23 protein-coding genes and 1 pseudogene are annotated in these 26,706 nt (G+C 68.7%); 14 read left to right on the forward strand and 10 right to left on the reverse strand.

Annotated elements, in window-relative coordinates:
• Positions 1 to 89: 89 nt before the first annotated feature.
• The 5 genes and pseudogenes from M3Q35_RS12595 (at position 90) to M3Q35_RS12615 (ending at position 4,500) form a co-directional block, all read left to right on the forward strand.
• Positions 90 to 1,031 (forward strand): LysR substrate-binding domain-containing protein, encoded by a 942-nt coding sequence (locus M3Q35_RS12595; protein WP_273941898.1) that lies wholly within the window; start codon positions 90 to 92, stop codon positions 1,029 to 1,031.
• A 79-nt stretch (positions 1,032 to 1,110) separates the two neighbouring features.
• Positions 1,111 to 2,552, forward strand: a pseudogene (locus tag M3Q35_RS12600) (2-hydroxymuconic semialdehyde dehydrogenase).
• Positions 2,553 to 2,560: 8 nt separating this feature from the next.
• On the forward strand, positions 2,561 to 2,974 hold the full coding sequence (locus tag M3Q35_RS12605) for a RidA family protein (RefSeq protein ID WP_273941900.1): 414 nt from the start codon (positions 2,561 to 2,563) through the stop codon (positions 2,972 to 2,974).
• Positions 2,975 to 2,977: 3 nt separating this feature from the next.
• Positions 2,978 to 3,508, forward strand: a complete 531-nt coding sequence (locus tag M3Q35_RS12610) for a 3-hydroxyanthranilate 3,4-dioxygenase (protein ID WP_273941901.1) — start codon at positions 2,978 to 2,980, stop codon at positions 3,506 to 3,508.
• Positions 3,505 to 4,500, forward strand: coding sequence for an amidohydrolase family protein (locus tag M3Q35_RS12615; RefSeq protein WP_273941902.1), 996 nt, complete (start codon positions 3,505 to 3,507; stop codon positions 4,498 to 4,500). The genes M3Q35_RS12610 and M3Q35_RS12615 overlap by 4 nt, the downstream gene beginning before the upstream one ends.
• Positions 4,501 to 4,567: 67 nt before the next feature.
• Here the strand turns inward: M3Q35_RS12615 and M3Q35_RS12620 are convergent, their stop codons facing one another.
• Genes M3Q35_RS12620 through M3Q35_RS12630 form a run of 3 tightly spaced genes read right to left on the reverse strand, consistent with a single transcriptional unit; the run spans position 4,568 to position 7,819 of the window.
• On the reverse strand, positions 4,568 to 5,554 hold the full coding sequence (locus M3Q35_RS12620) for a VOC family protein (RefSeq protein WP_273941903.1): 987 nt from the start codon (positions 5,552 to 5,554) through the stop codon (positions 4,568 to 4,570).
• Complete coding sequence (locus M3Q35_RS12625) at positions 5,547 to 6,380, reverse strand: alpha/beta fold hydrolase (RefSeq protein ID WP_273941904.1); 834 nt, start codon at positions 6,378 to 6,380, stop codon at positions 5,547 to 5,549. Before M3Q35_RS12625 ends, M3Q35_RS12620 begins: the two co-directional genes overlap by 8 nt.
• On the reverse strand, positions 6,377 to 7,819 hold the full coding sequence (locus tag M3Q35_RS12630) for a bifunctional 3-(3-hydroxy-phenyl)propionate/3-hydroxycinnamic acid hydroxylase (RefSeq protein WP_273941905.1): 1,443 nt from the start codon (positions 7,817 to 7,819) through the stop codon (positions 6,377 to 6,379). Before M3Q35_RS12630 ends, M3Q35_RS12625 begins: the two co-directional genes overlap by 4 nt.
• Positions 7,820 to 7,903: 84 nt before the next feature.
• Between M3Q35_RS12630 and M3Q35_RS12635 the strand changes: the two genes are divergently transcribed.
• Complete coding sequence (locus M3Q35_RS12635; protein ID WP_273941906.1) at positions 7,904 to 8,494, forward strand: TetR/AcrR family transcriptional regulator; 591 nt, start codon at positions 7,904 to 7,906, stop codon at positions 8,492 to 8,494.
• Positions 8,495 to 8,504: 10 nt separating this feature from the next.
• A complete protein-coding gene (locus M3Q35_RS12640; RefSeq protein ID WP_273941907.1) occupies positions 8,505 to 9,428 on the forward strand; it encodes an LLM class F420-dependent oxidoreductase in 924 nt (307 codons plus the stop codon).
• 29 nt (positions 9,429 to 9,457) lie between these two features.
• On the opposite strand, the gene M3Q35_RS12645 is transcribed toward M3Q35_RS12640, so the two are convergent.
• Entirely contained in the window at positions 9,458 to 10,642 is a 1,185-nt protein-coding gene (locus M3Q35_RS12645) for a PAS domain-containing protein (RefSeq protein ID WP_273941908.1), read from the reverse strand.
• A gap of 212 nt (positions 10,643 to 10,854) precedes the next feature.
• On the opposite strand from M3Q35_RS12645, the gene M3Q35_RS12650 reads away from it, so the two are divergent.
• A complete protein-coding gene (locus M3Q35_RS12650; RefSeq protein ID WP_273941909.1) occupies positions 10,855 to 12,378 on the forward strand; it encodes an RICIN domain-containing protein in 1,524 nt (507 codons plus the stop codon).
• A gap of 6 nt (positions 12,379 to 12,384) precedes the next feature.
• On the opposite strand, the gene M3Q35_RS12655 is transcribed toward M3Q35_RS12650, so the two are convergent.
• Positions 12,385 to 14,706: a molybdopterin-dependent oxidoreductase gene (locus M3Q35_RS12655; RefSeq protein ID WP_273941910.1), complete on the reverse strand. Its 2,322-nt coding sequence runs from the start codon at positions 14,704 to 14,706 to the stop codon at positions 12,385 to 12,387.
• Positions 14,707 to 15,003: 297 nt separating this feature from the next.
• On the opposite strand from M3Q35_RS12655, the gene M3Q35_RS12660 reads away from it, so the two are divergent.
• Entirely contained in the window at positions 15,004 to 16,146 is a 1,143-nt protein-coding gene (locus M3Q35_RS12660) for an HNH endonuclease signature motif containing protein (protein WP_273941911.1), read from the forward strand.
• Positions 16,147 to 16,452: 306 nt separating this feature from the next.
• Here the strand turns inward: M3Q35_RS12660 and M3Q35_RS12665 are convergent, their stop codons facing one another.
• The 5 genes from M3Q35_RS12665 to M3Q35_RS12685 form a co-directional block, all read right to left on the reverse strand.
• Positions 16,453 to 17,094: a DUF6875 domain-containing protein gene (locus tag M3Q35_RS12665; protein ID WP_273941912.1), complete on the reverse strand. Its 642-nt coding sequence runs from the start codon at positions 17,092 to 17,094 to the stop codon at positions 16,453 to 16,455.
• Entirely contained in the window at positions 17,091 to 18,464 is a 1,374-nt protein-coding gene (locus tag M3Q35_RS12670) for an FAD-binding oxidoreductase (RefSeq protein WP_273941913.1), read from the reverse strand. The genes M3Q35_RS12665 and M3Q35_RS12670 overlap by 4 nt, the downstream gene beginning before the upstream one ends.
• Positions 18,461 to 18,793, reverse strand: coding sequence for an avidin-fold protein (locus tag M3Q35_RS12675; RefSeq protein ID WP_273941914.1), 333 nt, complete (start codon positions 18,791 to 18,793; stop codon positions 18,461 to 18,463). The genes M3Q35_RS12670 and M3Q35_RS12675 overlap by 4 nt, the downstream gene beginning before the upstream one ends.
• On the reverse strand, positions 18,790 to 19,197 hold the full coding sequence (locus M3Q35_RS12680; protein WP_273941915.1) for a cupin domain-containing protein: 408 nt from the start codon (positions 19,195 to 19,197) through the stop codon (positions 18,790 to 18,792). Before M3Q35_RS12680 ends, M3Q35_RS12675 begins: the two co-directional genes overlap by 4 nt.
• 118 nt (positions 19,198 to 19,315) lie before the next feature.
• Complete coding sequence (locus M3Q35_RS12685) at positions 19,316 to 20,035, reverse strand: LuxR C-terminal-related transcriptional regulator (RefSeq protein ID WP_273941916.1); 720 nt, start codon at positions 20,033 to 20,035, stop codon at positions 19,316 to 19,318.
• A 322-nt stretch (positions 20,036 to 20,357) separates the two neighbouring features.
• On the opposite strand from M3Q35_RS12685, the gene M3Q35_RS12690 reads away from it, so the two are divergent.
• From M3Q35_RS12690 to M3Q35_RS12710, 5 genes are read left to right on the forward strand one after another with little or no spacing between them, the layout of a single operon-like run.
• On the forward strand, positions 20,358 to 21,632 hold the full coding sequence (locus M3Q35_RS12690; protein ID WP_273941917.1) for a lysine N(6)-hydroxylase/L-ornithine N(5)-oxygenase family protein: 1,275 nt from the start codon (positions 20,358 to 20,360) through the stop codon (positions 21,630 to 21,632).
• Positions 21,632 to 23,170, forward strand: coding sequence for a class I tRNA ligase family protein (locus tag M3Q35_RS12695; protein ID WP_273941918.1), 1,539 nt, complete (start codon positions 21,632 to 21,634; stop codon positions 23,168 to 23,170). Before M3Q35_RS12690 ends, M3Q35_RS12695 begins: the two co-directional genes overlap by 1 nt.
• Positions 23,170 to 24,168 carry an NAD(P)/FAD-dependent oxidoreductase gene (locus tag M3Q35_RS12700; RefSeq protein ID WP_273941919.1) on the forward strand — a complete coding sequence of 333 codons (999 nt, stop codon included), beginning with the start codon at positions 23,170 to 23,172 and terminating at the stop codon, positions 24,166 to 24,168. Before M3Q35_RS12695 ends, M3Q35_RS12700 begins: the two co-directional genes overlap by 1 nt.
• Positions 24,165 to 25,412: an MFS transporter gene (locus tag M3Q35_RS12705; protein ID WP_273941921.1), complete on the forward strand. Its 1,248-nt coding sequence runs from the start codon at positions 24,165 to 24,167 to the stop codon at positions 25,410 to 25,412. Before M3Q35_RS12700 ends, M3Q35_RS12705 begins: the two co-directional genes overlap by 4 nt.
• Positions 25,409 to 26,695 carry an ATP-grasp domain-containing protein gene (locus M3Q35_RS12710; protein WP_273941922.1) on the forward strand — a complete coding sequence of 429 codons (1,287 nt, stop codon included), beginning with the start codon at positions 25,409 to 25,411 and terminating at the stop codon, positions 26,693 to 26,695. Before M3Q35_RS12705 ends, M3Q35_RS12710 begins: the two co-directional genes overlap by 4 nt.
• The last annotated feature ends 11 nt before the right edge of the window (positions 26,696 to 26,706 follow it).

Here is a 26,706-nt window from a genome sequence, read left to right on the forward strand (position 1 = left end):
CCAAAATCGGCCCCGCTTCGAGCTGAGCCGCTCATGGCCGTGGCGCGCCGAACGCCGGCCGGGCTCGAATTCTGAGCAAGATGGTGGCCATGGACATCAACCGGCTGCTGGACGGGCGCCTCAAGGTTCGGCACCTGGTGCTCGTGGTCACGATCGCGGAGCAGGGCAGCGTGGTCGGGGCGGCGGAACGCCTACGCATCACGCAGCCGGTGGTCACGCGGGGCCTTCGCGAACTGGAGCAGATCCTCGGCGTGGAGCTGTTCGACCGGGGGCCGCGCGGGGTCACGCCGAACGCGTACGGACGGGCGTTCGTCGACGACGCGCGGGCGATCATCGCGCAGATCCGGCAGGCCGGGAAGCACGTGGCCGAGCTGAGCACCGGCATGGTCGGCACGGTCGTGGTGGGCAACCACCTCAGCGGCGCGACCGTGCTGCTACCGACGGCGATCGCCCGCCTCAAGCGGCAGTTCCCGTACATCACGGTGATCGTGCGGGAGGGGACGCCGGACCGGCTGACCGAAGGCCTGCTGACCGGGGATATCGACCTGGTGGTGGGCCGCCTGACGCCGCAGGGCGAGGACCAGCGGACCCGGCGGGTGCGGCTGTACCACGAGCCGATCCGGGTGGTGGTCCGCGCCGGGCACCCGGCGACCGCGTTGGCCGAGCCGGAGCTGGCCGACCTGATCGACTACCCGTGGGTGCTGCCGGTGACGCAGACCGCGCTGCGTAGCGAGGTCGAGCAGGTGTTCTTCCGCCAGGGCCTCGGCGTGCCGACCAATCGGGTGGAGTGCACGTCGCTGCCGACGTTGCGGTCCCTGCTGGTCGACGCGGACATGATCGCCACCCTGCCGGCGCTGCTGGCCACGCGGGACGACGCGCTGACCGTGCTGCCGATCGAACTGCCGGACGTGCATCGGCTGGTCGGGCTCACGCTGGCCGCCGACCGCAGCCAGAGTCCCAGCCTCGAGGCGTTCGTGACGCACCTGGAGCAGGTGGGGACGGAGATCCGCGACATGCTCGTACAGGCATAGCTCGGAGCGATTCAGGCATTTGTCGGACATAGCTCCCCAGCGCCACGATCGACCTGACCGAGAGCAGGGGAGCGAGTCCATGAGCCGTGTGATCCAGAACTTCGTCGGCGGCCGGTACGTCGACGGCGTCGACCTGTTCGACGACGTCAACCCGGTCGACGGCTCGCTGGTCGCCCAGGTCCAGGCGGCCGACCGGTCAATCGTGGACCAGGCCGTCCGCGCGGCACGCACCGCCCTGGAGGGTGCGTGGGGCCGGTTCACCGCGGCCGAGCGGGTCGCGCTGCTGCGCCGTATCGCCGACGGCATCGAGGCCCGGTTCGACGACCTGCTGGCCGCCGAGATCGCCGACACCGGCAAGCCGGTCGCGCTGGCCACCGAACTGGACGTCACCCGGGCCGCGGCCAACTTCCGCGCCGCCGCCGACCTGGTCGCCGGGCTCGGCGTGGATTCCTTCCTCACCGAGAAGGCCCTGAACTATGCGGTCCGGCGGCCGCTGGGCGTGGTCGGCGTGATCGTGCCGTGGAACCTGCCGCTGCTCCTGCTGACCTGGAAGGTCGCGCCGGCGCTGGCCACCGGCAACGCCGTGGTGGTCAAGCCCTCCGAGGACACGCCGGCCAGCGCCACCCTGCTGGCCGAGATCATCACCGAGGCCGGTGCCCCGGCCGGTGCGTACAACGTCGTGCACGGCTTCGGGCCCGGCTCGGCCGGTGAGTACCTGACCACGCATCCCGATGTCGACGGCATCACCTTCACCGGCGAGTCCCGTACCGGCTCGGCGATCATGAAGGCCGTCGCGCCGCGCGTGCTGCCTGTGTCGTTCGAGCTGGGCGGCAAGAACGCGGCGGTGGTGTTCGACGACGCCGACCTGGAGCGGACCGTGGACGGCCTGGCCCGGTCGGTGTTCACCAACACCGGCCAGGTCTGCCTGTGCACCGAGCGGATCTACGTGCAGCGGGGCGTCTTCGACGAAGTCGCCGCCGGCCTGGCCAAGCGGGCCCAGGAACTGCGCTTCGGCAACCCCTACGACCCGTCCACCACGACCGGTCCGTTGATCTCGCAGGCGCACCGCAAGAAGGTGTTGTCGTATTACGCCATCGCCGAGCAGGAGGGCGCGCAGCTGTTGGCCGGCGGCGGGATTCCGACCGTCGGTGACGAGTTTCGCGGCGGTTCGTGGATCGAGCCGGCGCTGTGGACCGGTGTCGGCAACTCGGCGCGGATCATGCAGGAGGAGATCTTCGGCCCGGTGGCCACGCTGCTGCCGTTCGACACCGAGGAGGAGGCGGTTCGCCTGGCCAACCACACCCCGTATGGGCTGGCCGCGGCCGTGTGGACGTCGAACCTCTCGCGTGGGCACCGGGTGGCCGCCGCGATGCGGGTCGGCATGTCCTGGCTGAACACGTGGTATCTGCGCGACCTGCGGTCCCCTTCGGCGGCTCCGGCCTGTCCGGCATCGGCCGCGAGGGCGGCGTGCACTCGCTGCACTTCTACACCGAGCCCACCAACGTCTGCGTAGCACTGTGAGGACGGACATGAGCAACGCCAAGACCCTGCCGGACAAGGCAACCCCGCGTGGCCGGTTCCCGCATGTCCGCGTGGCCAACGGTTTCGCCTTCGTCTCCGGCACCAGCAGCCGCCGCCCGGACAACACCATCGCCGGCGCATCGGTCGATTCGTTCGGGGCCACTTCGCTCGACATTCGGGTCCAGACCGCGGCGGTGATCGAGAACATTCGCGACATCCTCGCTTCCGTCGGAGCCGATCTCGGCGACATCGTGCAGATCACCAGCTATCTGGTCAGCATGAACGACTTCCTCGGCTACAACGAGGTGTACGCCCGGTTCTTCGACGAGAACGGGCCCTCCCGGACCACCGTGGCCGTGCACCAGCTGCCCCACCCGCACCTGCTCATCGAGATCCAGGCCGTCGCCGTCCTGAAAGGCTGAGCCATGACCGCACTGAACCCCGCCTTCAACTTCGTGAAGTGGGTCGAGGAGAACCAGCATCTGCTCAAGCCGCCGGTCAACAACAAGCAGATGTGGGCGGCCCAGGGCGACTTCATCGTGCAGGTGGTCGGCAGTCCCAACGAGCGCACCGATTTCCACGTGGACCCGTACGAGGAGTGGTTCTACCAGTTCCGCGGCGACATGCACATCAACTTGCAGACCTCTGAGGGCATCGTCACGCAGCACGTCCGCGAGGGCGAGATGTGGCTGCTGCCCCGCAACACCCCGCATTCGCCGCAGCGCCCCAATCCCGGCTCCGTCGGCGTGGTGATCGAGCGCATCCGCGAGGAGGGCACCCTGGAGAAGTTCCAGTGGTACTGCCTGAACTGCAACCATCTCGTGCACGAGGTCGAGCTCCAGGTCCGGGACATCGTCGTCGACCTGCCGCCCGTGTTCGAGGAGTTCTACGCCGACGAGTCCGTCCGCAAGTGCGTCAACTGCGGCTCCGCACACCCGGGCAGGTCGGCCCGATGAGCCTCATCGACGTGCACACCCACTACGTGCCGGCTCAGTGGCCCGCGCTGGGGTGGGACGACGCCCCGTGGCTGCGGGTGGACAGCGCCCGCGAGGCCGTGATCATGGTCGGTTCCACCGAGTTCCGGCGGATTCAGTCGAACTCATGGAACCACGCGGAACGCTTGGCCCACATGGACTCCGACGGCGTGGACACCCAGGTCGTCTCCCCCACCCCCGTGTTCTTCGGCTACGACCGGTCGGCGCGGGAGGGTGCTCGCATCGCCGAGGTGTTCAACGACGCCGCGTTGGAGATCACCGCCCCGTCCGGCGGACGGTTGATCCCGTTCTGTCAGGTTCCGTTGCAGGATCCCGATCTGGCCTGCCGGGAGCTGGACCGCTGCCTGGACAACGGTCATCGTGGCGTGGAGATCGGCAACCACGTCGGCGACCGCGACCTGGACGATCCCGGCATTGTCCAGTTCCTGCAACACTGCGCCGACCGCGGCGCGCCGGTTTTCGTGCACCCGTGGGGCATGCCGGCCTCGCCGCGGTTGAACCGCTGGATGGCCCGTTGGATCACCGGCATGCCGGCCGAGACGCACCTGTCGCTGGTCGCCATGGTTCTGGGCGGCGTCTTCGACCGCGTGTCCGACAACCTGCGCATCTGCTTCGCCCACGGCGGCGGTTCGTTCGCCTTCTGGTTGGGCCGCTTCGAGAACGCTTGGCACCAGCGGCACGATCTCCTTGGCACGTCAGAGAAGCCGCCGTCGGCGTATGTCGGTCGGTTCAGTGTGGACAGCGTCGTGTTCGAGCCGGCGGCTTTGCGTTTGTTGGTCGACACTCTTGGCGTGGACAACGTGATGGTCGGCAGCGACTACCCTTACCCGCTCGGGGAGCGCCCGGTGGGCCAGGTCGTGCGCTCGTCCGACTTCCTGACCCCGTCCGATCGGGAGAAGATCATGAGCGGCAACGCGGAGCGGTTCCTGTCGCTTCCGGTGGCCGCTCAATGACTGCCGCCTGGTAGCCGAGTACCGCGAAGCTGAGCACTGGCACCGGGTCCGGCTGGCGGTGGCCTGATCAGTCGTCGGGGATGCCGACGCCGCTGAGGGCGGGGACAGCGATCTCCCTGTTGCGCAGAGACTTTGTGGCGAGGCAGAACTGGGTCAACCGGTCGATGACGGTCTGCCCGACCGGGGTGTGACCCCAGATGCTGATGCTCTGATGGGTGGTCGGCTCCCAGGTGGACTCGTCGACGGAGATCGGGTTCCAACCGACTTCCCACTCGAAGCCGGACGGGGTGCGGGCATAGAACGACAGCTCGCGGTCGTTGGTGTGCTGGCCGACGGACAGCGCCATGCCGAAGCCGAGTGCGCGCACCCGCTGGTAGGCGGCGAGCATGTCGTCCAACTCGGCGACCTGGATGTTGAGGTGCTGGATACGGGTGCGAATGGGGTCGATCCGTAGACCTCGAGTCGCGGCGACGGCGACGGAGTGGTGCCGGCTGTTGACCCGAAGGAACCGGATCTTGAGGCGGACGCCGCTGATGGTCTCGTCGACGTAGTCGGAGAGCCGGGCGTCGAAGACGGTGTTGTAGTAGCCGCGCAGCTGGTGCGGCTCGGTGGTGGTGATGGCGACGTGGCCGAGCCCGCCCTCGCCGGTGACAAAACCCGTGACCGGCAAAGGATCCACGATGGGCGTGGTGAAGATCTCCTGGGCAAGGCCCTTCGGGCCGGGGAACCGCCAAAGCCGCTCGACGCCCCGCTGCGCGGCCTCGTCCGGGGTGCCCTCGGTGACCGGCACGCCACGGTCGACGACCCGGGCCAGGATGCGGTCGAAGGTCTCGTGGTCGTCGATGTGCCAGCCCAACGCGGTCGCATCCTCGGCGGGCCCGAGCTTCACCAGGAATCGGCACTGCCGGTCGTCCAGGCGAAAACGCATCGTGCCATGGTCGAGGGTGTCGAGGTGCATGCCGATGGCGTCCACGCCGAACCGTCGCCAGTCGGCGAAGCGGCTGGTCTCGATGACGATGTACCCCAGGTGCACGGTGCCGAAGACGTCAACCACGGTGTCCTCCCACGAAGTCGGCGATCAACTGGTTGAACCGGGTGGCCTGCTCCCACTGCACCCAGTGCCCGGTGTTGGCGAACAGCACGAGATCGCAGTTGGGCATCACGCGGACCAGCGCCACGCCGCCGGACGGGCGGTTCACCTTGTCCTTGGTGCCCCACAGGACAAGCGTCGGCACGTCCAGGCGACGCAGCCGACGATCACGGGTGAGATCCATGCGCAGCAACGGTTTCAGTCCGGACGGACGGCGCAGTGGCGGGTTGGCGATCACCTCGGGGTCGAGGCTGGCCCGATAGCGCTCGTCGATCATACTGTCCGAAATGGACGATCCGTCGAACACCAGGTACGAACGGATGAACGTGGCCAGCTTCTCCCGGCTGGGCTTCGGATAGTAGCCCAGGAGATGCTGCAAACCCTTGGTGGGCAGCGACTTGGTGGTGCCGATACCACCCGGGCCCATCAGCACAAGGTTGTCCACACGACGGGGTGTGTCCAGGGCCAGCCGCAGCGCGGCCGAGCCGCCGTAGGAGTTGCCGACGAGCGTGGCCGACTCGATGTCCAACGCGTCCAGCACGCCACGGACGCCGTCGGCCAGCGAGCCGAACGGGTCCGACTGGTCGATGGTCTTGCTGGACCGCCCGTAACCGGGCAGATCCGGCACGATCACCCGGTACTGCTTGGCCAAGGCGTCGATGTTGGCCCGGTAGGTGGGCACGCCGGAGGCGCCCGGCCCGCCGTCGTGCAACAGCACGACCGCCGGGCCGGTACCGGTCTCGGCCACGAAGATCTCGTGCCCGCCGGCCTTGATGGTGTGCTCGTTCATGCCTTCCGCTTCCTGCTGGAGTGGACAAAACCGTCCGGCCGCACGGTGATCGCGTCGACCTTGTGCTGAGCGAGCCAGGCGACGAGCGCGCCGGCGATGTCGACGACACACCCTGATCGCGGTGTGGAACCGGGCGGCAGCACGGTGATCGCGCCGGGTTGCTCATGCCGGCTGAGCGTGGCCCAGCCGGGAGTCAGGTCGTCGAGCCGGCGGCGAGCGCCGGTGGAGTCGAGCACCCAAGGCTGCGGGATCTTCCGCCCGGTACCGGGGCCGCCGGTGAAAAACCCTTGTGCATAACGGGGTTCAGGGACCCAGCTCTGCCGCGTCATCAGCCGCAGCAACCACGGATTGCCGCCGAACCGCCTGAGCAGGGCGTTGCGGGCCCTGGTGACCGCCGGCCGGCGCTCGGTGATCAGCCGGCCGGCGAACACGGCCCGGCGCATGGTCGCCCGGACATGGGGTTTGCGCTCGGCCTCGTACGAATCGAGCACGCTGTCGGCCAGCTCGCCGCTGATCACCCCGGCCAGCTTCCAGCACAGGTTGGCCACATCCCGCACGCCGGCGGCCATGCCCTGGCCGATCCACGGCGGCATCGCGTGCGCGGCATCGCCGGCCAGGAACACCCGGCCGATCCGCCAGCGCGCGGCGACCCGCACATGGTGGCTGTAGACCACCGCCCGCAGCACCTCCACGTGCTCATCGGTGATGCCGTACCGGCCGAGCAGCGGCCAGACGTCGGCGGCGAGCTGCTCCGGATCCTCCCCCGGCAGCGCCGGGAACTCCCAGCGGTGATGGTCGTGCGGGGACGGGATGTCGACCGCCGGCCGCCGCGGGTCACAGTGGAACCGCATCCGATCACGGCCCGGCCACTCGCGCTTGACCTCGGCGTCGATGACCACCCAGCGGTCCTCGTGGGTCCGGCCGTCGAAGCTCACGCCCAGGCGCGTGCGGATCGGGCTGGACCCGCCATCGGCGGCGATGACGTACTTCGCCCGGACTGTCTCCCCGGGCAGCCGGATCTCCACACCGGCGGAATCCTGTGAGATGCCAAGGCATTCCGCGTCGAGGCGCACGTCCACGTTCGGGAACCGCTTGACGCCCTGGCGCAGCGTGGCCTCCAGCACCGGCTGGTGGAAGAACAGCTGCGGCGGGTAGCCGTGGCCACGCGGCGTGAAGGCGGCGTCGAAGAAGGACCGGCCGTCGTGGTCGACGAAGCTGATCGGGCAGTCGCTGATCATGTCGCGGACCAGCTCGTCGGCCAGGCCGACCGACTGCCAGACGCGCAGCACCTCCTCGTCGGTGGAGATCGCCCTCGCCCGGGCGTACACCTCGGCGTCCCGCTCGACGACCAGCACGGTCAGGCCGGCGGCGCCGAGCAGGTTGGCCGCGGTGACGCCGGTCGGGCCGTACCCGACGACGGCGACGTCGTAGTGGGACACCGGACCTCGTTCCTGTAGCGATCGCTCCAGTAGTTGCTGGAATGGTCGCTACAGTAAGATGGTTTTGTCAAGGAGGTGGCCAGGATGACCACGGAACGCAAGCGACGGGCCAACGGCGAGGAGTCGCGGCGGCGGATCCTCGACGCGGCGGCCGAGATCGCCGGCGAGCGCGGCTACGACGGCGCCAGCATCGCGCAGGTCAGCGCCCGCGCCGGGCTGCCGGCGAGCTCCATCTACTGGCACTTCAAGGACAAGGACGAGCTCATCGCGGCGGTCATCGAACGCAGCTTCGAGCAGTGGCTGCGGGCGTTCGACGAGCACGACGAGCGCGTGCCGGAGCTGGTCATGCGCATCGGCCGGGCGCTGATGCGGACTCCGGACTTCCTGCGGCTCGGACTGATGCTCACCTTGGAGAAGCGGCCGCGGGAGGCCAGCGCGCGGACGATGTTCCTCCAGGTCCGGGCGACCACCCTGGAACGAATCGCTTCGACGATCCGCGAATTCGCCCCCACGCTGGCCGACGACGCCGTGTCACTGCTGGCCACGTACGCGATGGCGGCGGTGGACGGCTTCTTCGTGGCCCACGAGATCGGCGGCGACTCGGTCGACCTGGCGGCCCTGTTCGAACTGCACGGCAAGGTGCTGGCCGACGCCGTGCGCCACGTGTCTGCCTAATATGGCGGCCATGGATCTGAGGATCTTCACCGAACCCCAGCAGGGCGCCACCTACGCCGACCTGCTGCGCGTGGCCAAATCCGCCGAGGCCTCGGGATTCGACGGCTTCTTCCGCTCCGACCACTACCTGACCATGGCCGGCGACGGCCAGCCAGGGCCGACCGACGCCTGGACAACGCTTTCCGCGCTGGCCGTGCAGACCGAGCGCATCCGCCTCGGCACGCTGGTCACCTCCGGCACCTTCCGCCTACCCGGCCCGCTGGCGATCGCCGTCGCCCAGGCCGACCAGATGTCCGGCGGCCGCGTCGAGCTCGGCCTCGGCGCCGGCTGGTTCGAGGCCGAGCACACCGCGTACGGCATCCCGTTCCCGCCGCTGGGCGAGCGCTTCGAGCGCCTCACCGAGCAGCTGGAGATCATCACCGGGCTGTGGTCGACGCCGTCCGGCCAGACCTTTTCCTTCGCCGGCAAGCACTACACCGTCGCCGACTCCCCTGCCCTGCCCAAGCCCGTCGCCCCGATCCCGGTGATCGTCGGCGGCACCGGCCCGCGCCGCACGCCCGCGCTGGCCGCCCGCTTCGCCACCGAGTTCAACGTGCCGTTCTCCCCCGTCGACCGGGCCGCCACCCAGTTCGACCGGGTGGCCCAGGCCTGCGTCGACGCCGGCCGCGACCCGTCGGAGATCGTCCGCTCCTGCGCCCACACCTTGGTCCTCGGCGACACCGAGGCCGAAGTCGCGCAGCGCGCGGCCGAACTGGGCCTGCGCACGGCCGATCCCAAGGACAATCCGCTGGCCGGGTCGCCGGCGCAGATCGTCGACCAGCTCGGCCGATGGCGCGAGCGCACCGGCATCACCCGGGTTTACGTGCAGCTGCTGGACATCGTCGACCTCGACCAGCTGGACCTGGTGGCGTCGAAGATCGCTCCCCAGCTCTAGGGGTCCGGCAACGACCGGCTCGCCGGTGGCTAGGTGAACACGCCTGGCCGCCGCGCGAGTACGTCACGGGCGATGTCGACCGGCCGGCGGCGGGACTGCCGGGCCACCGTCTTCAGCAGTGCCTTGGCGTCGTGGATGGGGATTCCCCGTGCCGCGGCGAGGAATCCGACCGCCAGGTTGACGTCGTCCTCGTCGCCGGCGGCGGCGAGCTGATCGATCACGTCGTCGTCGGTGTCGGCCAGCACCAGCACGGTCGCGATGTCGGCGAACGCCTCCGCGTCGCGCGGCGGGCCGCCGGGGCTGCGGCGGTAGAGCGTCAGTGTGCCGGCGGTGAATGTGGCTGTGCGCAAGGGATACGCGAACACGCTGGCCACGCCCATGCCTTGGGCCGTCTCCGTGTACGACGGCCAGCGGTCGGCCGCGCGGCCGAGGTCCGGCAGCAACACCGGCTCGCCGGTCATGAACGCCTGCAACGCCGGCACCCGTCCAATGATCACCTGAAGTTCCTGCACCCGACGGGCCCAGCGGTCGCTGGCCGTGAGCAGGCACTGCACCGATCCCCCGCTGTACAACGTGATCGCGGCGCCGTCGATGCCGGGCAGCTCGTCGACGGCCGCCGCGCACAGCGCGTCGATGCACCGGCCCTCCCGGCCGGCGTGCAGCAGACGGTGCCAGAGTTGATCACGCCTCGACTGGGCGGCACTGGACTGCGCGACCGCCCGCTTGTACCGGCCAGCCGCCAGCATCGCGTGCCGCACGATCGCCCCCGGCCGCCGCAAACTGCCGGCGTGGTCGAGGATCTCGTGCACCGCGGTGACGTCCTCCACATGGTGCAACAGCCCGACCACCCGGCCGTCGTCGTCCAGCAGCGGGGAGTTCACCGGGCACCACACCTTCACCCGGAAGCCCGCCGGCTCGGCCGGGTCGGGGATGTCATAGCGCTGCACGCCCATGTCGTGCGGCACGCCGTGGCGCAGCACCCGCTCCAGGGAGGCGTTCAGCCGGCGCACCCCGTCCGCCGCCGGGTCGTTCGGGTTGTCCGGAAACGCGTCGAACAGCAACGTGTCCACCAGCTCGTCCGGATGCCGGGCCGTCGCGCGCAGATAGGCCGGATTCGCCGCCTGGATCTTCAGCTCGCAGTCCAGCAGGAGGTAGGGCGCGGTGGTCACCGCGAACACCTGACTGCCGGCCGTAGCTCTCAGCACCTCGTGCATGGGCACCTACCTCGACGCCAGTTTGCGCTGGTCAGTATGGACCCGGCGGATGGCCTAGTCGAGCTTCGGCGGGTCCATCCACAGTGGACGTTCGGCGGCAAGTTCGATGACAGTGCTGTGAGCTGGGCGGATTGTCCGGCTATGGTGACGCCGTCGATCGAGGGGGGACCACGTTTCGGCTGCCCTCTCGTGTCCTGGAGACGAGGAGCTGCATGCGCACGAGACTGAGAACGGCGGTGCTCGCCGGCATCGTGGCGGCCGGCACGGTGGCGGTGCCGGCGACCGCGCAGGCGATCGCCGGCGGCGATCCGGTGGCCGCCGGGGCCGATCGCTACGTGGCGAAGATCAGCCTGGCCACGGCGGCGTGCACCGGTGTGCTGGTGGCCCCGCAGTGGGTGGCGACCGCCGCGTCGTGCTTCCCGGCGGCCGACATCGCGCAGGGCAAGCCCGGCTCCGCGACAACAGTTGTTGTCGGGCAGCCCGATCTGACGTCGGCCAACCACCTGATCGGTGTGACCGCCCTGGTCGGCCGGCCGGACCGGAACCTGGTGCTGGCCAAGCTGACCTATGCCGTCAACGACGTGACGCCGCTGCCGCTGGGCACGGCCGCGCCGACCGCCGCCGACACTGTCCGGATCGACGGCTTCGGGCGCACGGCTTCGGAGTGGGTGCCCAACCGGCTGTCCACCACGCCGCAGACCATCGGCGCCGTCACCGCGACGACGATGGCGCTGTCCGGCGCTCACGACCCGTGCAAGGGCGACGCGGGCGGGCCGGTGCTGCGGAGCGTCGGTGGGCGGACCGAGCTGGCCGGCCTGATCACCGCTTCGTGGGGGCATGGCTGTTTGAGCGAGACGGAGACGCGGTCCGGCTCGGTGGCGGTGCGGACGGACGACATTGCCGGGTGGATCACCCAGCAGACCGCTCCGACGGCGCTGCGTTTCGTGAACCGGAACTCGCAGCGCTGCCTGGCGGTACAGGGCGCGAACAACGTCAACGACGCCCCGGCCTTCCAGTTCGACTGCCCGTCGGCGTACGACGACCAGGCCTGGCAGCTCCAGACGACGGCCGGCGGCACAATGATCAAGAACGCGTACACCGGGCGTTGTCTGATCGTGCACGGGGGTGGGGGCCCGCAGGTCGTGCAGTTCGACTGCCTGCCGCAGTTCGGCGACCAGTTCTGGGACATCGTGCCGCTGCTCAACGGCGTGCAGGTCCGCAACAAGGCGACCAACCTGTGCCTCTCGATCGGTGACGTGCCGAACGGGACACCGGCTACGACGGCTGCCTGCGACGCCACGCACGCCGAGCAGACGTGGGACGAGAAGGCGGTGCCCGACCAGTTGCGGGTGGTGAACCGGGCGTCGAAGCAGTGCCTGGCCGTGCACGCCGACAACAACGTCAACGACGCGCCGGCGTTCCAGTTCGACTGCGCGCCGCGCTACGCCGACCAGGTGTGGGAGCTGGACCCGGCCGGTGACAGCGGCTATCTGGTGCGCAACCACGCCACGAAGCGATGCCTCATCGTGCACGGGGGTGGGGGCGACCAGGCCGTGCAGTTCGACTGCCTGCCGCAGTTCGGGGACCAGTTCTGGGACACGATCACCGTCGGTGACGCCGTTCAGCTGCGCAACAAGGTGACTGGGCGGTGTTTGGGCATTGCCAGCGGGCTTGCGGTGCAGGCTCCGTGCAATGTGACCAACGCTGACCAGGTGTGGGAGATCAGTCCGTTCTGACGGCGTTCAGGAGCCGGCGGAGATGAGAGCGTGCACGATCTCGGCGTCCCGCTCCGCCGTCTCCGCTTCTTCGGCGGTGGCCGGTTCCAGGCGGACCGGCATGTCCTTGTGGTGGGGCGTGCCGGCGATGGGATCCCGGTCGGTGGCGTCGGTGAGGACGTTGATCCGCGGGCCGTTGAGGACGCGGCCGCCGTGGCCGTCCGGTACGGCCATGCCGAAGCCGTGCGGGAGGGCCAGCTGGCCCTTGCGGAGCGAGTCGTCGATCTCCGCCTTGACGACGATCCGGCCGGTGCGGCTGACGACCGCCACCCAGTCGCCCTCGTTGGCGTTGATGGCCTTCAGGTCGTCGGTGCGGACGTGCAGTGCGCCGTCCGGGTCGGTGCGACGCCAGCTCGGCGGGCGCAGGATCTGGTTGGCGTTGTGACGGCGGCGCTGGCCGTTGATCAGCGACAGCGGGAAGTCCGGGTCGGGACGGTCGTTGGCAGGGTCGAGTTTTTCCAGCCAGGACAGGAGTTCCGGGACTGCGAGGTTGACGCGGTCGTGGCGCATGAGCTGCCAGACCTCGTCGTATTCGTGCTGGGTGAACGGGGTGCCGCTGGGGCTGGTGAGGATTCGGTCGAACAGCTCGGCGGCCAGGGCGGGGCCTTCGTTGGTGGATTGCAGGGCGCGTTGGACGGGGATTGGCATGCGCTTGGCGAGGGTGAGGCAGCCGGGCCAGAGGACGGCGGCGGTGGCCGCGCCGTCGGGGAGGGTGCGGCCGAGGGTTCGGTACAGGAGGATCGGGGCTATGGCTGGGTTTTCCTGGAGGATCGGGGCTGCGGCCTTGAGGAGGCTTGCGCGGTCGGTGTTCGTTAGTTCGTCCAGTGTGGACTGATCCGGGAGAACGCCGAGCTTGTCGAAGAGGCGGGTGTAGATCTCGGCTTCGACGAGGGTGCCGGGGAGCGGGTCGAACAGCGGCGGGCGCAGGTGGAAGTAGTTGGTGGGGAATTCGAAGTCGAAGAAGGTGAATTCCCACTTCTCGTGCTGCGATGCTGCTGGGAGGACGTAGTCGGCGAGGGCCGCGGTTTCCGTGTAGGCGACGTCGATGACGACGGAGAGCTCGGCGGCGCGGATGGCGCGTTCGATACCGGCGGTGTCGGCAGCGGTGTTGGCGGGGTTGGAGGATTCCACCCAGAGGATGCGGGCGCGGTGGGGATGGTCGGCGAGGATCTCCTCGGCCAGCGTGTTCAGCGGGAGCATGCCGCCGATGTACTCGAACCCGGTGATCTCCGAGCGTTCGCCACGGGACTCGGACCAGAGGGGCATCAGCCAGGAGTGCAGCGCGTTCGTGCCAGGGCGGCCGAAGTTGCCGGTGATCAGGTAGAGCAGCTTCTCCAGGTAGCTGTTGAGCGTCGAGTTGCGGCCCTGCTGGATGCCGAGCTCGACGCGGACCGTCATGGCGTTGGCTTGGAGGATGAGGTCTACGGCCTTGTCGACGTCGGCGCGGGGGACTTCGGTGTGGGCGATCCAGGCGTCGACGGGGACCTTGGCGAGAGTGGCGGCTACGTCGTCGTAGCCGATGGTGTGGTGTTCGAGGAAGTTTTCGTCTTGGCCGTTGCGCTGGATGATCAAGGCGAGGATTGCGGCCAGGAGGTAGGCGTCGGTGCCGGGGCGGAGGGGGAGGTGGACGTCGGCCACCTCGGCGGTTTCGGTGCGGCGCGGGTCTACGACGATCATCTTGCGGGCGGGGTCGTTCTTGATGTCGTTGACGGCGCTGCGGGCGCGGTTGAATCCGTTGGCCAGCCAGGGATTGCAGCCGATGACCAGGAGGAGGTCGCAGTCTTCGACGCCTTCGGCGGTGTGGTTCGTCTGGCCGCCGAACATCTTGCCGTTGACCCAGAAGTCGCCGGTCTTCTCCTGGGAGAGAGCGCCGAAGAAGCGGGTGGAGTTCATCCACTTGCGGAGGGCGAAGCCGTAGCCGCCGCCGGAGTGGTTTCCCTGGCCGCCACCGCCTACGTAGGCCATGGAGCCGGGGCGGTTGGCTGCGGAGTCTTGGTTTTTGATGGTTGTGAGCTTGGTGGCGATTTCGGTGAGCGCCTGGTCCCAGGAGATGGGCTCGTGGGTGCCGTCGGGGCGGCGGCGGAGCGGGGTGTCCAGGCGGTCGTTGTGGTTGCCGTACCAGGTGAGACGTTGGGCTTTCTGGCACAGGTAGCCCTGGGTGCGGGGGTTGTCCTTGTCGCCTCGGACGCGGGTGATGGCGCGGGTGCCGGCGTCGGTGTCGGTGAGGACCTCGATGCCACAGTTGACGTAGCAGAGGCTGCAGGCGGTCTTGTGCCAGGTGGGGCTCACGGGTAGCAGGGTTGCTTAAGTAGACCCAGGTTGTCAAGGGTGGGGGTTTAATTCGGTGTGGTCGCGTGGATTTGGTGTGGAGCCTCTGCGCGATGGCCCAAGGGCTAAAAGCGGGCAGGACGAGCCTGCCCTTGGCCTGCCAATTGTACGCCATCGCGCCCCTCCACACAAAATCCACACGACTAGTTCGAGTTGCCGTGTTGCGGTGTGACGGGAGGAAAGAAAAGCCTTTCTGTCGGGCGGGATTCACCCGTTAGGGATTCGTGTTCGATCTTGTGTTCGAGTATTCTCGGAAGTATGGAACTCACCCGCGAGATCGAGAGCATGGAACCCACAGGGGCCATGTTCGATCTGGTGGTGGGTGTGGATCCGGCGAGCCTGACCCAAGAGCAGTTGGTCAATTTTGTGGGAGTGGCCCGGAAGGTGCGGGCCGTGTGTGAATGGGCCGAACATGAGGCCCTCAACCACATCGAAGACCTCACCGAATTGGCGATGGCCACGAAGGTGTCAGAGCCGGCGCTGGCCCGCTCCCAGGAGATCGCCGCCGCCCTGGAGACTCATCCCGCGCTGGCGGCGCGGTTCCGTCGGGGTGAGATCGACCTGGCCCGGTTCGCGGCGGTCCACGAGCGGACCCGCCACCTCTCGGACCCGGCCCAGGTCGCCGAAGTCGACCAGGCCCTGGCCGAGGAAGCCGCTGGCATGACCCGGACGCAGGTGTGTCGCAAGGCCACCGCCCTGGTCGCGAAGGCCGACCCGGATGGTTATGAGCAGCGCTGCCACAAAGCCAAAGACGACCGGCAGGTCGGGCTCTCGGCCTTGCCTGACGGTATGGCCAAGCTGACCTGGATCCTCCCGGCTGCTGAGGCCCACCAGCTGTTCCAGCAGATCTGCGCCGATGCGAAGTCCCTGCCGAAGGACGAGCGCACCACTGACCAGAAACGGTCGGATGTGCTCTGGGATCGTCTGCGGGGCAAGCACACCAACTGGAACGTGCGGACCTTCGTGACCATCTCGATGGAGACCTTGCTTGGTCTCACGAATGACCCCGGCCTGCTCGCCGGCTATGGGCCGATCGCGGCCGAGGCGGCCCGGGAGTTGGCCATGCACGGCCCGTTCCGAGGCCTGCTGCTGGATGAGTACCAGCAGATCTCCGCGATCAGCACCGACACCTACCGGCCCACGGCGCTGATGAAGGAGACGTCCGTTGCTCGGGCCGGCGGCACCTGCACCGCCCCCGGCTGCACCCTGCCCATCCAGGAACACGACCACATCACCCCCTGGCTCACAGGCCCCACCCAAGCGACCAACCTGCAAGGGCTCTGCACCTGGCACCACCACCGCAAACACGACAACTACACAGTGACCCAGGATTCAGACGGCACCACCCACTGGATCACACCGGCCGGCCGCCACCACACCACCCGCCCCCTGCGCCACTAACCGGGAAACGGGCACCGGGAAAAGGGTGCACAGTGGGAGCCAAAACCCAGCCACCACCATTCCTTCACACACCGGTCGCCAACTCCCCGAATTGGGTCGATTTTGTGTGGAGGGGCGCGATGGCGTACAATTGACAGGCCAAGGGCAGGCTCGTCCTGCCCGCTTTTAGCCCTTGGGCCATCGCGCAGAGGCTCCACACCAAATCGACCCATAAACCGAAGAACCCCGGGAAACTACACGGCACGCGCACCAAACCCAACCCCCACAAAGGGCGGGCGGGCGGGCCACCCAACCCAACACCCACAACTACCCAATAATCCTCTGCGCCAACTGCTTCCGAACCCGAGACGGAATCTCAGAAGCAAACCTTCGCAAATAACTCTCAGCATGCGCCCGATGATCCACCAAAAACGGCAAGTCATACACGACAAGCTTCCGAATAGCCAACAACGGCACCGGCGCCCGCAACGCCTTGAACTCCGGATTCCACAACCCAGGCGCATCACACACCGGATGGAACTGCCCGATCATCAGCCCGTCCTCGACGAACTTGTCCTTCGCCACCGCCTGCACCGCATCCAACCCACTGGCATCCTCATAGTCCAACTGCGGCAACACCAGCAGGACGGTCAGCAGCTCACGATCCCCCGCCGCCATTCCCGCGCCGATCCGCTCGTACCACGCCCGCAGGCTCTCCACAGCCTCGTTGACGTCTCCCTCCCCCGACAACGCGGCCAAGTGAAACAGCCCCTTGTGCAGCGACGGCTGCGTATACGGACACACCGGCCCGTTCCGCCCGAGCTCCGGATGCGCCGACACCAGATACCGCCGCGCCCACGCCAAAATCTCACGCACGTACGGCAGATGCTGCTCGGGCACCTCCCCGGCGTCCACCTCGGCCGCCGACCAGAACAACACACGCGCGTCGACCTGCGGCGGCGTCGTCATGACCCGATCCCTTGGTCAAAAGCGAAGAACCCGTCCGGATCCACCCATCGCTTGATCTCCGCCAGCCGCGCGTAGTTCTCCCCGTAGTACGCACTCCGCCACGATGCCAGGTCCGGATCAGTGAAGTTCACATACGACCGACCATCACCATACGGTGCCATCGAATCAGCCAGCTCCCCCAGCCACCCGAGATTCGCATCCACCACCGCCGGCGAGTCATCCTCCGCCCACGACGTGTCCATCGCCAGCAGGAACCGAGCATCCCGATGCGGAAAAGCCGTGTCCCCCAGTCCAACCCGGTTCACCGCCCCACCCCACGAGAACAGTGCCGCCCCTCCCCCATCGGAATTCCCACTCCCCGGCCAGCGACGAACCTGCGCCAGCATCGACTCGACAGCCTCATCAGGCAACGCACGCGTCAGCACACTCGTCCGAGCCGCGAAAGCCCCGGCCGAGGTGTCGTGCAGCAGATCATCCTTCGCCTGCCAGTACGTCCGGTCCTCGATCATCGCCCGGAACGGCTGCGCCACCGACAGCACCGGATCAAGGATCTCCCGCAGCTCCGACGCCGGCCCCATGTACTGCCCGATGCACGACACAACAGCATCCGACCCCGTCGTACTGACCCCGACCCGTGCCGCAAACGCGTCCGGCGCGGCACCAACTGTCTGCTGCACCACCGAGAACACCTTCTCCGCGTCCTCGATCCGCCACAGCAACACATAGGTCGCACAGTCCGACACCGCCTGGGCCTGGAACGTGAACGACACGTTCACGCCGAAGTTCCCCCCACCCCCGCCCCGGCACGCCCAGAACAGATCAGCGTTCTCCGACGCGTCACACCGAAGCACTTCCCCGTCAGCCGTCACTAAAGTCGTAGCGACCAACGCATCGGCCGTGATGCCATGCACCCGCGACGTCGCACCATACCCGCCACCAAGCGTCAGCCCACCAATCCCGACCGACGCCCCGTTCCCCAGCGCGAAAGCCATCTCACACGGCTCGATCGCCGAGTACACAGTGGACATCGAAGCCCCACCGGCCGCCGTGACCAGCCCACTAGAAGCGTTGGCCGACACCGTTTTCAGCCCCGACAGATCCAGAACCAACCCCGGACACACCGAGAACCCGGCGTAACTGTGTCCGCCCCCACGCACCGAAACCCGAACGCCCACCTCCCGCGCCCACGTAATCGCCCGCTGCACGTCGACAACGTCAGCGACGGACACCACCCCACCCGGCACCACATCGGCGAAGCGTCGGTTGAACGGCGTGCTGACCGTGCCGAACCCGTTGTCCCCCGGGCGCAGCACGCGGCCGGTGACGGCCAGGTCGAGGCGTCGCCAGTCCTCTTCGGACGGAGACTTCATCGGAGATCCCTCACCTCTTCGAGGTACGACGTGCCGGTGGCGGCATGCGGGCCGTACCGTTCCCACTGCTCGCACAACCGGATCCGGCCGTCGTCGGCCACCTCCGGCGTGTTCACGGTGTGGCCGCAGATCACGTCCCCGGAGTCGAGCACGATCGTGTATCCCATGTGGAGGGTGTCGGCGGAGTCCCGCAGCCCGGTGACCGAACAGCGCAGCACCGGGCCGCCGGAGACCTCCGTCCACACGACATCGCCGCGCTGCCGGTACACCGCGACCGGCGCGTCGCCGACACCCTCCTTGCGGAACCGGCGGCCGTCATAGTCGATCACCGATCACCACCGGCGACGGCTCGTTCCTCTTCCTGCTTCACGAAACCCTCGGACATCGCCCGGTCCCACCAGATCGCGTAGTAGGCGAAGTCCTCGTCGTGCGTGTTGGTCAGATGGTGCTCGATGCCGGGGCGCAGGAAGGCGACGTCGCCGGCGTTGAACTCATAGGTCCGATCGGGCGTCACCACCTCGGCGCGGCCCGTCATGCCGATGAAGATCTCGTGCTCGTGGTGGGCGTGCGTCACCGACGTGTCCCCCGGCCGCAGCACGCACCACGCGCCCTCGAACGGGGCCGTCAGGCCGTCCCACGGGTACAGCAGCTTCATTTCCAGTCCGTAGGCCTGGACCAGGTTCTCGTGGTCCTCACGGCGGATGTCCACGGCCACGGGCTCTTGGTCGGTCACGTCCCCACTCCGATCAGCCGGATCCTGTTGACGCTGACCGAGGCTAGTGTCGAACGTTTCCCTCCCGGTAGGGGAAGTTATCCCTGCCGACAGGGAAATCCCTTGCCCGCCAAAGGGGTCAGCCCCGGCCGAGGCCGGCGTCGCGGGCCAGCACGATGGCCTGGGCCCGGTCGGTCACGCCGAGCTTGCCCAGCACCGAGGAGACCCGGTTGCTGATCGTCTTGGACGCCAGCGCCAGCTCGCGGGCGATGGCCAGGTTGGACTTGCCGGCCGCGATCCGTTCCAGCACCTGCTGTTCCCGCGCGGTCAGCTGTGGGAAGGGGTACGGCGCCTGTCCGCCGAGCGGGGTGAACAGCGCCGGCAGCCGGCCGGCCACCGAGCGACCGACGATCACTTCGCCGTTGGCCACCACCTGAACGCCGCGCAGCACCTGGTCCGCATCGGCGTCCGCGGCGACCAGATAGCCCCGGGCGCCAGCGTGCAGCGCGGCCCGCACGGCCACGTCGTCGTCGACCGAGGTGACGATCAGAACCCTTGTGCCAGGGGCGATCCGGGCCACATGACCGATCATGTCGGCCACGTCCATGGCGCCGAACTGGTGCGGGTCCACGACGAGCACGTCCGGGCGGTGCCACGCGGTCTCGGCGAACGCCTCGGCCGCGGTGGTGGCCTCGCCGAGCACGACGCAGCCGCCGGCCCGCTCGAGGGTGGATCTGATTCGTCTGCGCGCCACCGGATGCGCGTCGGCCAGCAGCACCGTCACGCGAGATCCGGTCTCAAGGGTCACGTTCTGCCGGCCACCGGCGTACAGGCCTTCGATCTGTGCCGGGTGAGTCATGTAGTCCCCCAAATAGGTCCTCAGGCTCCCCCAGTGCCCGCCCATCTCGGGTTGTCAAGCTAGCGAACCGCCAGACGACATCGTTAGCTGCGACACGAAGACCAGGGGTGCGACACGCCCGAAGCGCCTATTCCATACCGCTGAAAGCACGCCGAGCCCACCAGGATTCCCCGCCATACGGGCAAAGCTTCCCTAGGAACGGGGAACAACCCGCCCATAGCATCGGGTCACGAGCTGGTCACTCGCTCGACACACCCTCTCACCCATCACCGCCCGTGGCGACGGCCGGGCGCGAATCCACCACGATGAACGAGGTGCATCTGTGACTGACCAAGAGGTGGGCTTGCTCGCGATCGGCGCGGGGCCGGCGAACCTGGCCCTCGCGGTGGCCATCGAGGAGTCCGGTTCGGACGCGCTGGCTGCCGAGACGCTGCTGCTGGACCAGAGCCCCGACATCAAGTGGCAGCGCGACCTGCTGATGCCGTGGGCCCGCAGCCAGGTGTCCTTCCTCAAGGACCTGGTGACCCTGCGCAACCCGCGCAGCAAGTTCTCCTTCCTCAACTTCCTGCACGACTCGGGCCGGCTGGACGAGTTCGTGAACCTGGGCACCTTCAACCCGTTCCGCTGGGAGATCTCCGACTATCTCCAGTGGGTGGCCCGCTCGCTGGAGCAGGTGGACATCCGGTTCAACGCCAAGGCGCAGTGCATCGAGCCGACCCGGGACGGGGACGGATCGATCACGGGCTGGCGGGTCACGCTGCACGGCGGCGACACGATTCGCTGCCGGGACCTGGTCGTCGGCGGGGGCCGGGACCGACACGTCCCGGCGGTGTTCGCCGACCTGCCGGCCGACCGGATCATCCACAGCGCACAGTACCGGACCAGAATCGCTGAGTTACCGGCCGACGCGCCGCTGCGGGCGGTGGTGGTCGGCGGGGCGCAGTCCGCGGCCGAGATGTTCATGGCCCTGCACCAGAACCTGCCCAACAGCGAGCTGACCATGGTGGTGCGGTCGATCGGCCTGCAGAACTACCAGACCAGCAAGTTCGTCAACGAGCTGTTCTATCCGTCCTTTGTGGACGTCTTCTACGACAGCCCGCCCGAGGTCCGCGCCCAGATCCTGGACGAGATGCACCTGACCAACTACGCCGGCCTGGCCCCGCCGATGCTGGAGCAGATCTACACCATGCTGTACCAGCAGCGCGGCGTCGGGCAGGAGCGGTCACGCGTGCGGCCGCTGACCGAGGTGGTCGGGGCGCGGGTCGAGGACGACGAGGTGGTGCTGGACCTGCGCGACCGGACCTCCGGCAAGGTGGAGGAGTTGCGCTGCGACGTGGTGCTGGTCGGCACCGGTTTCGACAAGCGCATGCCGGCGATGGTCCGTGATCTGGCCGACAAGGTCGGGCTGGACGAGATCTCGGTCAGCCGCTGCTACCGGGTCGATCTCGGCGACTCGGCCTGGGGCGCGATGTACCTGCAGGGCGTCAACGAGGCCACGCACGGCATCGCCGACTCGCTGATCAGCGTGCTGGCCCGGCGGTCCCAGGACATCGTCAACGACCTGCTGGCCCGTCGCGGCGAGCTGAGGAGCGCCTGATGACCGAGCGATTGGTGATCATCTCGCCCGCGCCGACGGCCAACGGCGACCTGCACGTCGGCCACCTGGCCGGCCCGTTCCTGGCCGCCGACGTGTGCACCCGGTACACCCGGGCCACCGGCGGGGAGGCGTTGTACGGCACCGGGATGCACTTCACCCAGAACTATGTGGTCACCGCCGCCCGCAAGCTCGGGGTGTCGCCGGAGCACCTGCGGGTCCGGTCGGCCGAGCAGGTGGAGCGCACGCTGGCCGCGATGGGGATCGAGGTGGACGGGTTCGGCTGTATCGGCGACCGGTTCACCAAGATGGTGCTGGACTTCTACGACCGGCTGCACAGCCTGGGCAAGCTGAAGCTGCGCACCTGGCGCTTCCCGTACCTGCCGAGCACCGGCGAGTACCTGATGGACGCGTACGTGATCGGCGGCTGCCCGTTCTGCCTGGCCACCGGCTATGCCGGCATCTGCGAGAGCTGCGGCCTTCCGGTCGCGCCCGGCGATCTGCTCGACCCGCGGTCGACGCTGTACCCGGACGAGCCGCTGGAGACCCGCGAGGCCGAGATCCTGGTGTTCCCGGTCGAGGAGTACCGGGCCGAACTCACCGCCTACTTCGCCAAGACGACCATGCGCCCGCACATGGCCCAGATGATCGAGGACGTGCTGGCCGGGCCGCTGCCCGACTTCCCGATCACGCAGCCGACGTCGTGGGGCATCCCGGCGCCGTTCCCCGAGGTGCCGGGCCAGGTGATCTACCCGCACATGGAGGGCATGCCGTGGAGCATGTTCACCACGGCGCTGGCCGCCGAGCGTCGGGGCGCGGTGCTCAAGTCCGACGACGAGTTCTGGCGCAAGGATTCCGGGACGACGGTCGTCTACTTCACCGGCCTTGACGCCACCTACCCGTTCGCCGTGGTCGGGACGGCGATGTTGACCGCGCTCGGTGAGTACGTGGTGCCGGCGCAGTACATCACCAACGACTTCTACGAGCTGGCCAACGAGAAGTTCTCCACCAGCCGCGGACATGTGGTGTCGGGGCGGGAGCTGGCGGCCGAGGTGCCGCGGGACCTGATCCGGTTCCACCTGTCGGCGACGAGCCCGGAGTTCCAGCGCACGGACTTCACCCGCGAGGCACTGGTTCGCGTGACCGACACGCGGCTCGTGCGGCCGTGGAACCGGGTCGCGGCGGCGGTCGACGCGTGGGTGGGGCGCGGGGCGCTGCCGGTGTCCGAGCGGTCGCGGCGGTCCGCGCAGCGGATGGTCGACCGCTTCGCCGCCGGCTACAACGTGCGGCGCTTCAGCCTGACGGCCGTGGCGTCGACCATGGCTGAGCAGTTGGGGCGGTTGGACCAGATGGCCGCAGGGGTGACCAAGGAGACCGCCGGCGATCTCTGCCACGAGGTGGACGTCTTCCTCCGCTGCGCCGCGCCGGTGCTCATCGACCTCGCGGCGGCGGCCTTGGCCGACACCACGATCCCGGCCCGCCAGGACGCTGTGACGATCACGCCCACTCCCCTGCCGCGGTTGACCGGGGCCGGCGGCTGATGTCCAGCATCGTTGTCGTCGGCGCCGGGGTCACGGGGATGGTGACGGCGATCGAGTGCGCGCGGGCGGGACACCGCGTGACGCTGCTCGATCGCGGCCCCATCCCCAACCCGGCCGCCACGTCGGCCGACCAGCACCGGGCGCTGCGCGTGCAGCGGCCCGGGGATCCGGTCATGACGGCCCAGATGGCCGACGCCCGGCGACGCTGGCTGGCGCTGGAGTCGTTGCTGGGTACGCGGTTCTTCCGGCAGGTCGGGATAGTAACGGCCTGGCCGTTACCCGAGACCGGCTCGCTGACCGTGGTCGATCCGGAGAAGTTGCCGCACGTCCGGTTTCCGGCCGGCACGGTCGGTGTGCTGGATGCCGACGCGGGAGTGCTGCTGGCCGACCGGTTCCTGGACGCCGCGGCGGCGTGGCTGAAGAGTCACCCGATGGTCACGGTCAGGCCGGAGAGCACGGTGAAGTTCGTCGCCGAGCACTGGGTGTCCCTTGTGGACGGCACGGCGCTCGGCGCGGACGTCGTGGTGGTGGCGGCCGGGCCGTGGAGCCGTGAGCTGGTCGACGTTCCGGTGACGCTGTACCGGCAGACCATGGTCTATCTGCGGCCGCCGGCCGATCTGGCGGCGTGGTGGGAGCACGCGCCCGGGGTCGGCGGGCTGGGCGCGGACTGCCGGGCCTGGCTGCTGCCGCCGGGCGACGGCACGCTGCTCAAGATCAGCTCCGACCTGGTCTGCCGGCACGTGGAATCGACGGTCGCCGGCGACAGCAAGCACTGGATCGACCGGCTGCTCACCGAGCCGATTCTGTCCGAAATGGAGCGCTACCAGGTGGTGGCGGCCAAGGAATGCCACTACGCCGCCGATCCCGACACCGGCGGGGCACTGCTCAACCACGTCGGGCCGGGCCTGTGGGTCCGTCCCGCCTGCGGCGGCTCGGGATTCGCCGCCGCACCACTCGTAGTACACACGATCGTCGAAGCCATGGAGGCGACAGGATGAACGACAGGGCGTCCGACGGCGTGCTCGCCGCGATCAGGGCGACGCCGGCGTCGATCCGGTACCTGCTCGGCGGCATGCTGCTCAACCAGCTGGGCGCGTTCGTCCAGTCCTTCCTGCTGCTGTATCTGGTGCACCGCGGCGTGTCGGCCGAGCTGGCCGGTGTCGGCCTGGTCGCCTACGCGGTCGGCGCGATCATCGGCAGCACGCTCGGCGGCGAGCTCGCGCACCGGCTCGGCACCCGGTTCACCATCGGGCTGGCCATGGCCGCGTCCGGGCCGCTGGTGGCGTTGATCCCACTGCTGTCAGGACCGGGCACGTTCTGGCTGGTCATCCTGGACGTCGGCCTGGCCGGGCTGGTCACGCAGGCTTACCGGCCGGCGGCCTCGGTGATGCTGGCCGAGCTGATGCCGGAGAAGTTCCAGGTCATGTCCTTCTCCATGATGCGCATCGCGCTCAACGCGGGCGCGGCCGGCGCGGCCCTGCTGGCCACCGTGTTCATCGCGGTGAACTGGGACCTGCTGTTCTATGTGGACGGTGCGACGGCGCTGCTGTACTCGCTGCTGGCCTTCGCGCTGCTGCCCAACGTGGTCGCGCCCGAGGAGGAGAAGCCGGCGCCGGGCGAGAACGCGTCTCGCGGGTCGGCCTACAGCGTGCTGGCCCGGGACGGCCGGTTCCTGATGTACCTGGCCGCGGTGTTCATCGGCACCGTGGTGTACGCCCAGTACACGGTGGCGCTGCCGTTGAAGATCGTCGCCGACGGGCTGTCCACCGACCTGTACAGCTTCGTGCTGGCCACCTCGGGCATCGTGCTGATCACCTGCGAGCTGAAGGTCACCTCGTACATCGTGAAATGGCCGCCGTCGCTGGCGGTGTTCCTCGGCCACGTGGTGTTCGGGCTGGCCTTCCTCGGCTGGGGGCTGTCCGCCGGCAACGCGGCGGTCGTGATCATCAGCGCCGCGATGTTCACCGGCGGGCTGATGATGTCCGGCCCGACCATGTTCGCCCGGCCGGCCAAGGTGCCGGCCCGCTACCGGGCCCGCTACCTGGGCGTCACCAGCTCGGTCATGGGTCTGGCCCAGGCGCTCGGGCCGATTCTCGGTGTGCTGGCCTGGACCGCGCTGGGCAGCGTGTGGTTCCCGGTGCTGACCGTGCTTGCCGTCATCACCGGCGCGCTGGCCTGGGGCGGCATCAAGGTCAAGGAGGACAAGCCGGAAACGGTGATCGCGGAGGAGGCGGTCGCATGAGCACCCTGTTGGTGATCGGCAGCGGACTGCGCTACTACCGCGAGTACCTGGTCGAGTCCGTCCACCGCCGGGCCCGGGCCGCCGGGCTGCGGCTGGTGCTGCTCAACAATCTCAAGCCGACCTGGCAGCAGCAGTACTTCGACGAGATCGTGCTGGCCGACGTGTTCGACCCGGCGGTGATGATCGCCGAGGCCCGCAAGGTCGCCGCGCGCGAAAAGATCGTCGGGCTGATGTGCTGGGACGAGCCGCTCGTGCTGACGGCCGGCGAGCTGGCGGCCGAGTTCGGCGTGCCGGGACTGGGATTGGCCGGCGTGCACGGTTGCCGGGACAAGCACCGCACCCGCGACCTGCTGACCGCCGCCGGTCTGCCGCAGCCTGGGTACACCATGACCGCCGATCCGGTCGAGGCGAGGAAAGCCGCTGAGGCTATTGGCTTTCCGGTCGTCGTGAAGCCGCGGGCGTTGGGTGCGAGCATCGGCGTGGTGCTGGCTCGGGACGAGTCGGAGTTCGACGCCGCGTTCGCCGTGGCGCTGGCGGCCAGCGAGGTGGATCAGGGCATCTACGGCGCACAGGCCATTGTGGAGGGTTATGCCGACGGGCCGGAGGTCAGCGTCGACGGGGCCGTGCACAAGGGCGAGTACCTGCCGATGTTCCTGGCCCGCAAGGAAAGCGGCGAGCACCCGTACTTCGAGGAGATCGGGCACGTCGTCGACGCGGCCGACCCGCTGCTGGTCGACGAGACGGTGATCGACACGCTGGCCCGGGCACACCGCGCGCTGGGCATCGAGGACGGCATCACCCACAGCGAGCTGCGGCTGACCGCTGACGGCCCGGTGGTGATCGAGATCAACGGCCGGGTCGGCGGCGACCTGATCCCGCTGCTGGGCAAGATCGCCACCGGCATCGACTCCGGCGAGGTGCTGTTCGACGTGGCCACCGGGCAGCGTCCGGACATCACGCCGACCAAGCGGTCCGTGGCCGGCATCCGGTTCGGACTGCCGGCAGAAGACTGTGTGGTGCGGAAAGTGACCGTGCCGACAGAAACCGAAGGGCTGGTCACGGCGTCGCCGATGGTCGACCCGGGCACCACGCTGCGGCTGCCGCCCGGCGGCTACCTCGCGCGCCATTCGTTCGTGGTGTGCGAGGCCGCCGATGTGACGACCTGCCGCCAAAGACTGGTCGAGACCTCGGCCATGGTCGAGGTCGACGCCGAGCCGATCGGGCCGCCCAAACCCGACGCGGCCTTCGAGATGCCGGCCGGCCTGCTGGACACCGACGCGTGAGGAGCGACCTG

This window comes from Kutzneria chonburiensis (assembly GCF_028622115.1).
GTDB classification, from domain to species: Bacteria; Actinomycetota; Actinomycetes; order Mycobacteriales; family Pseudonocardiaceae; genus Kutzneria; species Kutzneria chonburiensis.